Source organism: Micromonospora sp. RL09-050-HVF-A, from assembly GCF_019374995.1.
GTDB classification, from domain to species: Bacteria; Actinomycetota; Actinomycetes; order Mycobacteriales; family Micromonosporaceae; genus Micromonospora; species Micromonospora antibiotica.
On record NZ_JAGKQP010000002.1, the window covers coordinates 110,479 to 124,433 of the forward strand.

Below are 13,955 nucleotides of genomic sequence, written 5' to 3' on the forward strand. Positions count from 1 at the left end.
GAAAGGAGTCCCACGGTGACGGCCGTTCTCGACGAACAGCTCATCGACGACCGGGAGACCACTCCCGAGAGCCTGTACCTGCGCTGGGAGCGGCAGAACTGGTCCACCCAGGACCTGGCGATGGCCGCCGACCGACCGGCGTGGCAGGCGCTGCGGCCCTTCCTCCACCAGGAACTCAGGGCCGCTCTCGTCGAACTCGCCGTCGGTGAGGTCGCCGTCGCCCGACTACTGACCCCCCTGGTGTACGCGGCCCCCACCCAGGCCGCCCAGTTCTACCTCTCCAGCCAGCTCGTGGACGAGAGCCGGCACAGCATCTTCTTCCTCGGCTACCTCCAGGCGGTGGAGGGATCCACCGAGCCAACCCACGCGTACGCGCGACGGTGCCGGGCGGACGCCTCCGCCGCCACCGTGGAGCTGTTCGACGCGTACCTGCTGGAACAGACCGAACGGGTACGCCGCGACCCGGACGACCTCGACGCCTGGTACGCCGCGGTGACCACCTACCACGTGGTGGCCGAGGGGGCCCTCGCGTTGGTCGTGCTCCGCTCGGTGGCCGAAGCGGTCCGCCGTTGCGGGCAGTTGCCCGTGCTGGCCGAGGGACTGCGCAACGTGATCCGCGACGAGTCCCGACACGTCGGTTTCGGCGTCTGGGCGATGCGCCACGCGGTGGTCGACGGCCGCCGCCGGCTCGTCGGCGACCAGGTCCTCGACGCCGTCCCGTACGTGGTCCACGTGCTGGTCGGACCGGAGCGGCGCAACCCGTCGGCGCTGCCGATGGTGGTGCGGGCCCGCGGCCGGCAACTGCGCGACCAGTGGGACACCGCCCGGGACGCGCTGCTGCGCCGCGTGCGCGCCGCCGGTCTCGACGACGTCGACGCACAGGTCACCGAGGTGTGGCATGCCGCCGAGGAGCGGGCCGTCGCCGACTACGAGAACCGTCACGGCGTGCCACATCCGATCCGGAGCCTGAGCTGAGGAAAAAGGAGAAATTCCGATGGCAGAGCCCGTCGAGGTGACGGTCCGCCAACTGGTGGCCAGCATGGCACCCCACCCGGCCGGGGACGTCACCGACGGCCAGCGACTCGTCGACGACCTGCACTTCGACTCGCTCGCACTGATCGAACTGGCGGTCGCGTTGGAGAGAAGGTTCGACCTGGCACCGATCTCCGACGACGAGGCGATGGACGTCGTCACGGTCGCCGACGTGGTGGCGCTGGTCAGCCAGGCGACCGGATGACGACACCATGAGCCTGACCGGCTGGCTCACCGAGCCGCGCACCGGCCACGGGCTGCGGGTGGCCACCGACGACGCCGGTTGGGCCCGGCACGACTTCCCCTCGCTCGCCGCCGCCGCACTGACCGTGGCCGGACTGCTGCGCGACACGGGACTGCGCCGGGGTGAGGTGGTCTCGCTCCTGCTGGTGTCACCGGAGACGTTCCTGGCCGGCTTCTTCGGGGTGCTGGCAGCCGGTGGTGTGGTCAACCCGATGCCACCGCCCGCCGGCCTCGGCGCGGGTGCGGCGTACCCGGAGCAACTGACCCACCTGATGCGGGTCGCCGGCACCCACACCGTGCTCGTCGACCCGCACCTGGCCGGGACCGCCCGCAGCGCCGCAGCCGCCGCCGGACTGGCGGTGACCGTGCTGACCGTCGCGGGTCCCGACCAGCCGGGCGACGTGCGGCCGGGCCGTCCCGCCACGCCTGCCGTCGACGACCCGACGCCACCGGCCGGGGACGAGGTGGCACTGGTCCAGTTCACCTCCGGATCGTCCGGCCACCCCCGGGCGGTGGCGATCCGCGCCGACAACCTCCTGGCCAACATCACCGCGATCCGCCGCTGGCTCGACATGGGCGCTGCGGACGTGACGGCCACCTGGCTGCCGACCTACCACGACATGGGGCTGATCGGCTGCACGTTGGCCCCGGTGCTCAATCAGAGCGACATCCTGGCCATGCGACCGGACCAGTTCATCCGTTCGCCCCGACGCTGGCTGTCCTGCTTCGGCGAGCAGGGGGCGACGCTGACCGCCGCACCCACCTTCGGCTACGCCTACGCCGCCCGGCGGATCGGCCCCGACGAGCTGGCCGGGATGGACTTCAGTCACTGGCGGGCCGCGATCGTCGGAGCCGAACGGGTCAGCCGACGCACCCTGGAGTCGTTCGCGGCGCTGCTCGGCCCGCACGGGTTCCGCACCCGGGCCTTCCTACCCGCGTACGGGCTGGCCGAGAACACCCTCGTCGCGACCGGCCTGCACCTGGCGCCACCACCGGTGGCGCTCCGGGTCGCCGGCGAGCTGAGCCCCGGCGAGCCGGTCGAGGTGACCGCCGTCGAGGAGGTCGGGACCGACCCGTCGGCCGACGACGACTGGCTGATCGGCTGCGGCGATGCCCGCGACGGTGTCGCGGTGACCATCGTCGACGACGAGGGCCGACCGCTGCCGCCCGCCGTCGTCGGGGAGATCGCACTGACCGGCCGGTCGATGGCCGCCGGATACCACGGGGCCGATGCCACTGACGCCGCCTTCGTCAGCGGCCGGCTGCGCACCGGCGACCACGGCTTCCTCCACGACGGCCAACTGTTCGTCCTCGGCCGGGCCGGCGACAGCCTCAAGGTACGCGGACGCAACCTCTACGCGGAGGACCTGGAGGCCCGCCTCGCCGGCGTCGACGGCCTCTCCCCGGAACGCGTCGTGGTCCTGGCCGGTTCCGCCGGCCACACACCCGTACTGCATGCGCTGATCCGGCAGCGGCCAGGTCCGTGGGCCGCGGAGGTCGCGCGGATACTCGGCCGGGAGGGCGGCCCCGGCGTACGGGTCCGGGTGCTCAGCGTGCCCGCGCCCGCGGTGGCGCGTACCACCAGCGGTAAACCACGACGGCGGCCCATGTTCCGGGCCGCCACGGACGGCTCCCTTCCCGGCGAGGTGCTCTACGACTCCGCCGACCCCGGGGCGTGGCCGCGGTGAGCGCGGTCACCGTGGCGGAGACCGACAGGTGGCTCGCCGCGCTGCGCCGCATCACCCTCGTCCCGCCGGCCCACCGCGAGGTCACCGTCGACCAGGCGGGCGCGCTGGGGCTGCTGCGTTGCTCCGCCGAGACGCTGGAGCTGCTGGTCGAAGCCGGGCTACCGGTCACCGGCGCGGGCGACGAACGGCGATTCTGCCACTACGACCTCATCAATCTGGGCCTCTACTCGGGCACCGGGAACAGCCTCCCGGAGATCGGCTGGGAGTTCGCGTTCCGGTTCTCCCTGAAGCCCGCCGCCACCTGGACGGAACCGAGGTCCTGGCGGATGACCGCGACGATGAGGTGTCCGGACGGCGGATGCGGCACGGGCCCCGGCTGGCTGCTGCACCGACCGGTGCCGGAGCGTAGCGGTGGCACGGCCTCCGGCTGGACCAGCGCCGCCGGGCCCGTGACCCTGACCGACGACGAGGTACGGCTCCCGGCCGTGCCCGACCTGGTCGCCGTCGAACTGGACCTGGTCACCGCCGGCCGGGCGGACCGGATCGTCTCCCCCCGGTTGGCCCGGCTCTTCGCCGGTATCCGCCATGGCGGGCCGCGTTTCCAGATGCTGCCGTCCAGTTGGCAGGTCGACCCGGACGACACGCTCGCCAACGGGGTGGTCAACTGCGTCTCCGCCAGCCTGTATCTCGAACGGGAGTGCCGGGCCATGGGCTACGAGGCGTACGCCCGGCGGGGTTGGCTGATCGGGATGATGGACCTCGACCACGCCTGGCTGGAGGTGCGCGACGACGACGGCCGGATCAAGGCGGTGGACCCGGTGATGGCGCTGCTGGCCCGCCTGCTTCCCGGCGACCGGACCGCCTACGAGGATTTCTGCATCGGCTCCAGCCTCAACCGGGTGTTGCCCTGCGCCTGCCGGGCGGAGGGCCCGATGGCGGTACACCACTGCGGGGGCCGGACCCGTCCGGTCGCGGTGAGCACCACCATCAAACCGCGGCGGCCCGGCCGACCGCAGGGGCAGCTGCCGTGACCGTCGGGTCCAGGGTGTACCGCGCGGGCACCGAGGCGCGCTATCCGGCCATCACCCAGCGGGGCACCCTGAAACCGACCCAGCTGGTGCACCTCCTCGACGAGGTCTCCGCCGGCTGGTGGCAGGAGATGGCCGGCCTCGACCGCTGGTCCTACTTCGAACGGCACCGGGTCCGTGCCGTGGTGCGGTACGTGGAGGCGTACACCCCGCCGGTGCGGGTGCTCCCCGGAGCGCCGCTCGACGCCGAACTGGCCGTCACCCTCGGTCCTGACCGGCGTGGCTGGTACGGCGGGCACGACGAGCTGACCCTGCGCGCCGCCGACGGCACCGTGGTAGCGGTGTGGACCAGCAGGTGGACCTGGCTGGACAGCGGCACCAGCGCACGACCCACACCGCGCACCGAGGCACCCCCGGGCTTCGGCGGCGACTCGCCGCTGCTGCCGGAGTCGCCGCGACGACCCCGCAGCGGCGGAGCCGAGACGGCGGGCTTCACCTTCAGCGACCGCGAGACGGATCTGAACGACCACGTCTTCTTCGCGTGCTACCTGGAGCGCGGCGAGAACGCGCTGGCCGACGCGGGGGTGCCGCCCGGCCGTACCGACACCAGCCGGTGCTGGTACCTGCGACCGGCGCGGGCCGGTCAGTCGATCACACCAGCGGTCACCAGGACCGAACGCGGGCATGTCGTCGAGCTGCGCTTCGGCCCGGGCGGTTTTCCGGCGGCGGTCTGTGAGTACACCAGCATCGAGCCGTGACCGACCCGGAGCCGTGGCGGGCCGGACAGGATCACGCCGAAGGCGACGCGATCCTGCGGAGGCGGGCCGGCTGGTCGGGGAGGCGCGGAGGTTGCCGCGCCTCCCCGACGGGTCAGCCCGTCAGTGCGGGCACCGGTTCGCGACGCAGAGCGGCAGGACGTTGGTCTGCCGGGATCCGTTGTCGTTGGGGGGAGCGGGGGTCGGGTCGCCCGGCATCACCGGGGGGTTACCCGGCGCCGGGCCACCGGCAGCCTCGTTGTTGAACCAGGCCCGTACTCCGCCCTGGTCGTCCAGGACCAGGTAGTCGGCACGGCGGTCGCCGTTGATCTCCGCCAGCTCGACCTGGCTCCGCGGGTACCCCACGCCCGAGGCGATCTCGCCCCGGGAGAGCCAGGCGCTGCCCGGCCCGCCCCGGTTGTTGATCCACGCCCGGACCTGGCCGTACTCACCCAGCACCAGGTAGTCGTCCCGGCGGTCGCCGTTGAGGTCGGCGAAGGTGACCGTTGCCCCGGCCGCACCGAAGCCCGAGGTGACCTCGCCCTGGGACGCCCAACTGACGGTGTTGCCGGTGCCGGCGTTGAGCCAGGCCTTGACCTGGCCCTGGTCGCCGACCACCAGGTAGTCGTCCCGGTTGTCGCCGTTCACATCGGCGAACCGGATCTGGTCGCGCGGGCCGGAGCCGGCAGCCACCTGCCCGATCGACGACCAGGCGACCGCATTGCCGGTGCCGGCGTTGAGCCAGGCCTTGACCTGGCCCTGGTCGCCGACCACCAGGTAGTCGTCGCGGCCGTCGCCGTTGAGGTCGGCGAACCGGATCTGCTCACGCGGACCCGAACCGGAGGCCACCTCGCCCCGCCAGTCCCAGCCGACACCACCGCTGTCCCGGACGTTGAACCAGGCGCTGACCTGCCCCTGGCCGCCGACCACGAGGTAGTCGTCGCGGCCGTCGCCGTTCAGGTCCGCCCACCGCACCTGCTGACGTGGAGCGCCGCTGCTGGCGATCAGCCCCTGCCAGGCCCACGGGTCCGGGCGGCCGTACCGGTCGTTGAGCCAGGCGGTGACCTGGCCGCTCGCGCCGACCTTGAGGTAGTCGTCGCGGCCGTCGCCGTTCAGATCGGCCAGGTCCAACTCGGCACTGGTTACGCCGGCCCCACCGGCGACGGTGCCCTCGTAGCCCCACGGTCGACCGCCGGTGCCGATGTTGTTGAGCCAGGCGCGGATCCCGGCCTGCTCGTCGACCACCAGGTAGTCGTCCCGGCCATCACCGTTGAGGTCGGCGAAGCGGACCTGGTTGCCGTTGGCGCCGACGCCCGAGGCGATCTCACCGAGCCCACCCCACGGGGAGCCGGCACCACCGATGTTGTTCTGCCAGGCCCTGACCCGACCCACGCTGTCCACGACCAGGTAGTCGTCGCGGCCGTCGACGTCGATGTCGGCGAACCGGATCTGGTCGCGGGTCGCACCCACGCCCGAGGCGATCTCACCCTGGGCGGCCCAGGCCACCCCGTCGCCGACGCCGACGTTGAACCACGCCTTGACCTGACCCTGGTCGCCGACCACCAGGTAGTCGTCGCGGCCGTCGCCGTTGAGGTCGGCGAACCGGATCTGCTCGCGGGGCCCGGATCCGGAGGCGACCTGCCCCCGGCTCTGCCAGCTGACGCCGTTGCCGACACCGGCGTTGAGCCAGGCCCTGACCTGGCCCTGGTCGCCGACGAGCAGGTAGTCGTCGCGGCCGTCGCCGTTGAGGTCGGCGAACCGGACCTGCTCACGCGGGCCGGCCCCGGCGGCGACCTCGCCGACGTAGTTCCAGCCCTCCGGTCGAGGACCGGTCGGCGGCGGGGTCGTGCTGGGCGGCACACCACACGCCCCGGGATCGCCCGTACGCGGCGGCCGGATCAGTCCTTCGGTCAGCGCGCTGTCGATCGCGCCGTCGAAGGCGTCGGCCATCTTGCGGTACCCGGTGTTGTTCGGGTGCAGCCCGTCGGTCATGTCGGCGGCAGTCACCGCGCTCATGCTGACCAGCCGCACCGGCCGTCCGACGGCGCGCAGTTCGCCGACCAGGCTCACCACCTGCGCGTTGTACTGCTGCACCCGCGCGTTGATGTCCGGCGACAGCGACGGCACCAGGGTGGCCACGAAGACGGTGGACTCCGGGCCACGCCGGAGAGTGGTGTTGATCAACGTGCGCAGCTGCCCCACGGTGGCCGGGATGTCGACGGCGCTGCGCAGGTCGTTCGTCCCGATGTGCAGGGTGACCACGTTGGGGCGGTAGCGGGCCACCGGGCAGTCACGCACCAGGCTGTTGATCTGGTTGATCTTCCAGCCTGGGTGACCTTCGTGGTTGGTGTCCGGCAGCTCACCGGTGTCCACCGAGCCGACGAAGTCCAGTGCGCCCGGCTGGTCCGACAGCAGGTCCCACAGCCGGGCCCGGTAGCCGGTCCCGGCCGGGCTTCCGCCGACACCCTGCGTGATCGAGTCACCCAATGGCATGACGCGCAGCGACAGCGGTGGCGGTGGCGGCGTGGGTGCCGGAGGCCGCTGTACCGCCGCCCATATGTCGCCCCAACGGGCTGCCACCCAGTCGGCGGTCGCGGAGATGGTGTCGGCGAGGGCGGGCCACCACGAGTTCCTCCACTTCGCCGCGATCGCCTTCATTTGCTTCAAGACCCACTCTCGCCCCTCGCCGGACCTGATCCAATCACCGAATCGGGACTCCCAGAACGCCTGGAACGTGCCGGCGGCGGCCCCGGCCAGGCCGGCGGCGAACGCGTAGAGATACTGGTGCCAGTCGTCCAGCCGGTTCTCCCAGTGGGCCTTGATGATCCAGGTGGTGAACCCGGCGAGGAACCCTCCCACCGCCCCGCAGGTCAGCACGAAGGCCGGAACAATGAGCCCGCAGATCGCCGTCAGGGCCCACTGCAGGCCCCACCCGATCGCGGCCAGAATCAGGTCCTGATACCAGGTCAGATCGGGATGGTCGTCGTCCGCCTCCAGGGTGAACACCAGGCTGGTGCTTGTCAGCGTGACCTGACCGTCGACATCGACCCAGTGTAGAGCCCCACCTCCCGGCGGTAGATCCGGCTGGTAACGCTCGATCTCCTCCCGGATCGTGTCGCTGAACAGCGGATTGCGGTTGTTGAGTTCGTTGACCCTGGCCGCCAACACGGCGCGGTCGACCTCGGCATCCAACGGGATCTCGACCGTTATGGTGTCGGGCACCGCATCGGCCAGCCGCGCCCCGAATGTCGCCAGTTTCGCCTGGAAAGCCGCCTTCGCCGCGGCTCTGGCCGGTTCTCCCACCCCCGCCCGGCCCGGCCCGGCCAGGCCGGCCACCAGTGCTGATATCAGAATTGTTGCCAGGAAGAGGAATGTCCTTCGATGTCTACGGAGCATGGCACGGAGAATAATTTCGATCGACATCGAAGTCCACTGTGCTGTGTGGCACGTCCACTCGGGCCGGATTAATTGTGTTTCCGAGCGACTGTCGAGGATATTTAACGGGCATTTTACCGCCCAGCCATTAATTATCGGCGCTTTCAGGCTGGCTGAGGGAGCTGAGAGTTGGCCGCAGTGGCTGTCAGCGGCCGGTGGACCCGTCGATCCTCTCGCGGATGATGTCCGCGTGCCCCGCGTGGCGTCCGATCTCCTCGATCATGTGGACCAGCACCCATCGCTGCGACGGCGGCAGGGCGCCACGGCCGGGCGGCCGGCGTGCCGGCTGGGTCAGCTCGGTCCAGGTCTCGAACTCGGGCTCCGGTACGCCGGCGACCTTGTCCATGATCGCATTGCGGAGGTAGTCGATGAAGCCGACCAGAGTGTCCTTCTCCCCGGGGGCGGTCCATCCGGGCCCGGTGTCCTTGCGTTTCCTGGTTCGGGTGGTCGGCGGCATCAGCTTCTCCGATCATGTCGTTGGATGAGCAGAACGTTGTCGGTGACGGTGGCGCTCCGGCCTTCCGGTCCGGTGGCCCGGCGGCGCGGCATGTCGGCGCGTACGACGGACCACCGGGCCGGGTCGAGGGCCAGCTCGGCTGCGGTCTCGCCGGGTGAGGGGTAATGCGTGTCGGGATCTCTGTTCCACGACCAGGGCGCGGTCGAGCCGTGGTCGACGATCAGGAGATGACCGCCGGGGCGCAGCGCGTGCGCCGCGGTACGCAGTACTCGCCCGCGGTCCAGCGCGAAGGGAGTGTGCAGATACTGCGCGGAGATCAGGTCGAACTGCCCGTCGGGGAAGCTCCGGGCCAGATCGTGCTGTTCGCCGGTCACCCGGCCGTCGACGCCGAGTTGCCGGGCGCGTGCCCACACCCGTTCCACGGCGGCGGTTGAGATGTCCACAGCGGTGACCTGCCAGCCGTGCCGGGCAAGCCAGATGGTGTCGCCGCCGGCGCCACATCCCAGGTCGAGGGCATCGCCGGGAGGCAGTGTCCCGGCTGTCTCCTCCAGCACCGGGTTGGGGTTCCCAGCGGAGCCGCCGCGCCGGGCGCGGTGGTGCTGTTCCCAGAACGACTCGGCATCGAGTGCACCGGTCACCGGTCCGCCCCCCTCGCGAAGAACGTCACCAGTTCGGTGGTGACGAATTCCGGGTTCTCCTGGATCAGCCAGTGCCCGGCCCTGGGCACCTCCACGGCGCGGGTGATGGTGGGCATGAGGGGCCGGACCGTCGAGCGGGTGAAGTCGAGCGTGCCTTCGGCCGTCAGCAGCATCGTCGGCATGGTGATCGGCTTCGCGGCCTTGTTGTCCCGTTCGTCCTGGTCCAGGGTGCGGTAGAGCTCAAACCCGCCGGTCAGGACTTGCGGGCGCTGGTACGTGCGGGCGTACTCGTCAATCTGTTGTGCGGTGAAGGGAGCCTTCGCGCCCGGCCCGCCGAAGCTGACCCCACCGTAGGCAACATACCCGTAGAAAAGAGACAGGTAGTCACGGACGTCGTCGTCGACCAACAACTCGGGGAACCCGTCCTGGTGGTGGAACGACATGTGCCAGCTCGCCTGCCGGTAGGCGCTCGCGCTGAGGGCGGGGCCGGGCATCGGATAGTCGAGGTGGGCGTACTTGACGACCTCGTCCGGGAACTGTGTGGCGTACTGGAACGCCACTCCGGCACCGAGATCGTGGCCGGCCAGGTTGATCTTCTTCAGCCCGAGCTTGTCGACGAGCAGCCGGTGGACGTAGCGGGCCAGGGTCGCCTTGTCGTAACTGGACGGCGCACCCTCGCTGTCGCCGAGTCCCGGCAGATCAAGCGCATACACGGTGTACTTCTCGGCGAGCGCCGGCATGATCTCGCGCCACGAGTACCACGACTGGGGCCAGCCGTGCAGGAGGACGAGCGGCTCGCCGGTGCCGCCGGTGACGTAGTGCATCGTCACGCCATCGACGTCGGCTGTCTCGTGGGTGAATTGACGGTTGAACGGGGCATCATCCCGGGTGGCCGCATCGTGACCTGCCGTGATGGTGGCGCTCGCCTGCTGTGCCGTCGTGTTCTGCGTCCTGCCGCCGGTGGTCGTGCACGCTGTCGCCAGGACGAGCGCGGCCGTGGCGGCCGCGACGGTGCGCGACCACCGTGTTGCCGGTGTCGAAGTTGCTGCTGATGTGAGCATCGGTTACCTACCTCCGCCACCAGCATGACCAGCAGCGTTGCCTATTTGCGAGAAACGTTGCGGATCCGCATCATGAATCCATGAACGTCACGTCGCACGACGTCCTCGCGGGCGTCGGCCCGCGCCTGCACGCACTACGCAAGGCCCGGAACATCTCCCTGGCCGCCCTGGCGGCAGAGACCGGCCTGACCGCAAGCACGCTGTCGCGTCTCGAGAACGGGAAACTGCGCCCGACGCTGGAGCAACTCCTGCCGCTGGCGCGGGCGCACGGCGTCCCGCTCGACGAACTGGTCGCGGCCCCGCCCACCGGCGATCCACGCATCCACCTGCGGCCGGTACGGCGGTCCGGCTTCACCGTCGTGCCGCTGACCAGACGTCCCGGAGGCATCCAGGCCTACAAGGTGATCTATCCACCGGCCGGCAGATCGGCTACGACGACACTGCAGACCCACGATGGGTACGAATGGTTCTACGTACTCAACGGACATGTCAGGCTCGTCCTCGGTGACCAGGAATACCAGCTGGGCCCCGGCGAAGCCGCAGAGTTCGACACCCGCATCCCGCACCAGATCGGCAGCGCCGACGCTCAGGCCGCAGAGCTGCTCACCCTCTTCAGCGCCCAGGGCGAACGCGCCCACCTGTCGCCCTCCCTGACATCGCCCACCTGAACGACCCGGCTCCGGAGCAGACACCTCACCCGAGCCAGGCCGAGGGTGGCGCGACCAGCCACGGCATCCTTCGCAGAAACGCCCAGGAGCTCGGCTACCCCGCCTACCTGCCGTCCGGCACGCCCGGACCGCCCCGCAGCGACCTGCCCGACCGGGCATCGGCGAACATGAGCCCCATCAGAACGACGAACGCCGCCTGATGGAACTCCGGCGGGAAGATCCCCGGCGGGATCGTTCCCGGGTGAAGATTGCCGAGCCACCGCTGCACCAGCGCGACGCTCTCGTGTTCGTCGACGCCGGCGAACACCTCGACCGCCCGTTCATAGTGGCGTCGAACCTCGTCGGCCGGCCCCGTGTCGAGCAGGGCCAGGCAGAGGCCGAGCAGCGCTTTGCCTTCGCGGTACCGGTCGCCGACCGTCCGGAAGATGCCGGCGGCCCGGGAATGGGCGACGGCCGCGTCCCCGCACCGCCCCGCCGCCCGCAGATTGTTGCCGAGGTTGTTCGAGGCGACACCCTCGCCCGGCCGGTCACCAGCCTCGCGACACGCCCCCACTGCCTGTTCGTAGGCCTCGGTGGCATCGTCGAACCGCTCCGCGTCCTGCAGGGCCACACCGAGGTTGCTCAGCGCGATGCCCTCGCTGCGCCGGTCGCCGGCCTCGCGGTACGCCTGCGCCGCCCGGGTGTGGGCGGCCGCCGCCTCGGCACACCGTCCACCTCTGCGCAGAGTCAGGCCGAGGCCGGTCAACGCCAAGCCTTCGTCGTCCCGGTCACCGCTGTCCCGGAAGAGCTCGACGGCCCGGGTGTGTGCGACGACCGCCTCGTCGAACCGCCGCACCGCCCGCAGCGCCGAGCCCAGATGGTGCCGTGCCTCAGCTTCGTGGTGCCGGTCGTCGAGCTCGCTGAAGATGTCAGCGGCTCGGGTGTGCACGGCGATGGCCCGCTCGTGCTGCTGCATCCCCTGCAGGTCCGCGCCGAGGTTGTTCAGGGCGAGGGCCGCACCCTGCCGATCCCCGGTCTCGCGACAGATCCCGGCGGCCCGGGTGTGGGCGGTGACCGCCTCGTCGAACCGCCCCACCGCCCGCAGCGCCTGGCCGATATTGTTCAACGCCGTGCCCTCGCTGTGCCGGGCGTCGATCTCACGATAGATGTCCAACGCCCGGGTGTGGGCGGCGATCGCCTCGTCGAACCGCTCCACCGCCCGCAGTGCCAGGCCGAGATTGTTCAGCGCCACGCCGACGTCGTGCCGGTCACCGGTCTCCCCGATGAGCTCGACCGCCCGGATGTGGGCGGTGACGGCCTCGTCGGACCGGCCCGCCTCGTTGAGGGCCGCGCCGAGGTGGCTCAGCGCCATGCCTTCGCCGTGCCGGTCCCCGGCCTCCCGGCAGAGGGCACGGAAGCTGTCGGTGACCGTGATCAGCTCCGACAGATACCGACGGAACGACAGGAACGTGTACAGGAGCGACGCCAGTCCGATGCTGGCCGTGCGGTGCCCGTGCGTCGCCGCGGTCGTACAGACGGCAATCAGATTGGGCCGTTCGATCTCCAACCAGGCCAACGCCTGTGCCCGCGTGGAAAAGGTGACCGTGACCGGGGGCGGCTGCATCTGCCCGGCCGCGGCGTAGGTGGTCTCGATCCGGGCCAGGGCGTCCGCCGGGACGGAGCGCGCGGCGAGCGCGGCGGCGACCGACGGAGGCTCCAGTTGGACACTGGCGGCGGCGGTGGTCGCGACGTAGTAGGTGAACAGCCGGGCACGGGCGGCATCCGGAGCATCGGCTCCGGCAGCCGAGTCCGACTGCTCCTCGGCGTAGAGGCGGACCAGGTCGTGCATCCGCCATCGCCCCCAGCTGGGGCCGGCCGCGACGAGGTGGGCCCGGGCCAGGTCCGCCAGCAGCGTCTCGGCCCGCTGCGCATCGGTGTCGACCAGGCATGCGGCGGCCTCCGTACCGACCTCGGGGCCGGGGTTGACCGGCAGCAGTCGGAACAGGCGGGCCTGGGTGGGGTTCAGCTGCCGGTAGGAGAGGTCGAACGCGGCGCGCACCGCACGGTCCTCCCGGGTCAGCCGGTCCAGCCGGGTGTGTGCGGCGGCGCGCAACGCCCCCGCGAGGGAGGCCAGCGTACGGGTGCCGGGATCGGCCAGCAGACCGGCGGCGATGTGCAGCGCCAGGGGCAGGCCCGCGCACAGTTCGGCTATCTCGGCAGCGGCCTGCGGCTCGTCGTGCCCCCTGCTGTCGGCCGGGCCGCGCAGCTGTCCCAACTGGTCGACCAGGAGCCGAACGGACGTCTCGACGTCCAACACGTCGAGGTCGTGCAGTCGGGCCCCGACCGCCAGGGTGTGTCGGGAGGTGATCAATGTGGCGGTGCTGTCGTCGCTCGGCAGCAGCGGGGTCACCTGGGCGGCGGTTGCCGCATTGTCGATCACCAGCAGCAGCCGCCGGTCCTGTGCGGCATAGGCGGCCAGCACGCTGCGGAACAACGCACTGCGGTCCTGCTCGCCCGCGGGGATGTACTCACCGGGCAGCCCCAGTGCCTGCAGCAGGCCGAGCAGCGCCGCGCCGGGCGACAGGCTCCGTTGCGGGTCGTAGCCGGACAGGTCCACGAACAGCACTCCGCCCGGGAACCACCCCGGCTGTCGTCGGGCCCGGGTGGCGGCCTGCACGACCAGCTCGGTCTTGCCGACCCCGGCCAGACCGGCCACCGCCGAGACCGGTCCCGCTCCGGTGCTCCCGCCGGGAGCCAGCTCCCTGAGCAGCAGCTCGACCTCGGTTTCCCGACCGGTGAAGGACTTCGTGGCCCGGGGGAGCCCGGCGGGGGTGACCTGCGGCGGCAGGGTCACGTTGATGGTGTGACCCTGAATCACCACGTTGAGGAACACCCCACCCGTGATCGTGTTCGAGGTCGCTCCGTCCGTCCGCCGGCCGAAGAGCCGGCGTCCGAACCTGTCGCCCTTCAC

Annotated in this window: 11 protein-coding genes; 6 read left to right on the forward strand and 5 right to left on the reverse strand. The window is 71.2% G+C overall.

What is annotated here, in order from left to right; genetic code table 11:
• The first annotated feature begins 15 nt into the window (after positions 1–15).
• Genes J7462_RS00735 through J7462_RS00755 form a run of 5 tightly spaced genes read left to right on the forward strand, consistent with a single transcriptional unit; the run spans position 16 to position 4,749 of the window.
• On the forward strand, positions 16–975 hold the full coding sequence (locus tag J7462_RS00735; RefSeq protein WP_219460267.1) for a hypothetical protein: 960 nt from the start codon (positions 16–18) through the stop codon (positions 973–975).
• Between the two features lie 19 nt (positions 976–994).
• Positions 995–1,237, forward strand: coding sequence for an acyl carrier protein (locus tag J7462_RS00740; RefSeq protein WP_219460270.1), 243 nt, complete (start codon positions 995–997; stop codon positions 1,235–1,237).
• 7 nt (positions 1,238–1,244) lie between these two features.
• Positions 1,245–2,963, forward strand: a complete 1,719-nt coding sequence (locus tag J7462_RS00745) for an AMP-binding protein (protein WP_219460274.1) — start codon at positions 1,245–1,247, stop codon at positions 2,961–2,963.
• Positions 2,960–3,994, forward strand: coding sequence for a hypothetical protein (locus tag J7462_RS00750; protein WP_219460278.1), 1,035 nt, complete (start codon positions 2,960–2,962; stop codon positions 3,992–3,994). The genes J7462_RS00745 and J7462_RS00750 overlap by 4 nt, the downstream gene beginning before the upstream one ends.
• Positions 3,991–4,749 (forward strand): hypothetical protein, encoded by a 759-nt coding sequence (locus J7462_RS00755; RefSeq protein ID WP_219460282.1) that lies wholly within the window; start codon positions 3,991–3,993, stop codon positions 4,747–4,749. Before J7462_RS00750 ends, J7462_RS00755 begins: the two co-directional genes overlap by 4 nt.
• 120 nt (positions 4,750–4,869) lie before the next feature.
• Here the strand turns inward: J7462_RS00755 and J7462_RS00760 are convergent, their stop codons facing one another.
• The 4 genes from J7462_RS00760 to J7462_RS00775 all read right to left on the reverse strand — a co-directional run bounded on the left by J7462_RS00760 (position 4,870) and on the right by J7462_RS00775 (position 10,337).
• Positions 4,870–8,142, reverse strand: coding sequence for an FG-GAP-like repeat-containing protein (locus tag J7462_RS00760; RefSeq protein ID WP_219460286.1), 3,273 nt, complete (start codon positions 8,140–8,142; stop codon positions 4,870–4,872).
• Positions 8,143–8,326: 184 nt separating this feature from the next.
• Complete coding sequence (locus tag J7462_RS33120; protein WP_219460289.1) at positions 8,327–8,638, reverse strand: DUF664 domain-containing protein; 312 nt, start codon at positions 8,636–8,638, stop codon at positions 8,327–8,329.
• On the reverse strand, positions 8,638–9,276 hold the full coding sequence (locus J7462_RS00770) for a class I SAM-dependent methyltransferase (RefSeq protein WP_308290676.1): 639 nt from the start codon (positions 9,274–9,276) through the stop codon (positions 8,638–8,640). The genes J7462_RS33120 and J7462_RS00770 overlap by 1 nt, the downstream gene beginning before the upstream one ends.
• Entirely contained in the window at positions 9,273–10,337 is a 1,065-nt protein-coding gene (locus tag J7462_RS00775; RefSeq protein ID WP_219460294.1) for an alpha/beta fold hydrolase, read from the reverse strand. Before J7462_RS00775 ends, J7462_RS00770 begins: the two co-directional genes overlap by 4 nt.
• 80 nt (positions 10,338–10,417) lie before the next feature.
• Between J7462_RS00775 and J7462_RS00780 the strand changes: the two genes are divergently transcribed.
• Positions 10,418–11,005, forward strand: coding sequence for a helix-turn-helix domain-containing protein (locus tag J7462_RS00780; RefSeq protein WP_219460297.1), 588 nt, complete (start codon positions 10,418–10,420; stop codon positions 11,003–11,005).
• A gap of 103 nt (positions 11,006–11,108) precedes the next feature.
• Here J7462_RS00780 and J7462_RS00785 read toward each other — a convergent pair whose 3' ends face one another.
• A complete protein-coding gene (locus tag J7462_RS00785; RefSeq protein WP_219460300.1) occupies positions 11,109–13,955 on the reverse strand; it encodes a tetratricopeptide repeat protein in 2,847 nt (948 codons plus the stop codon).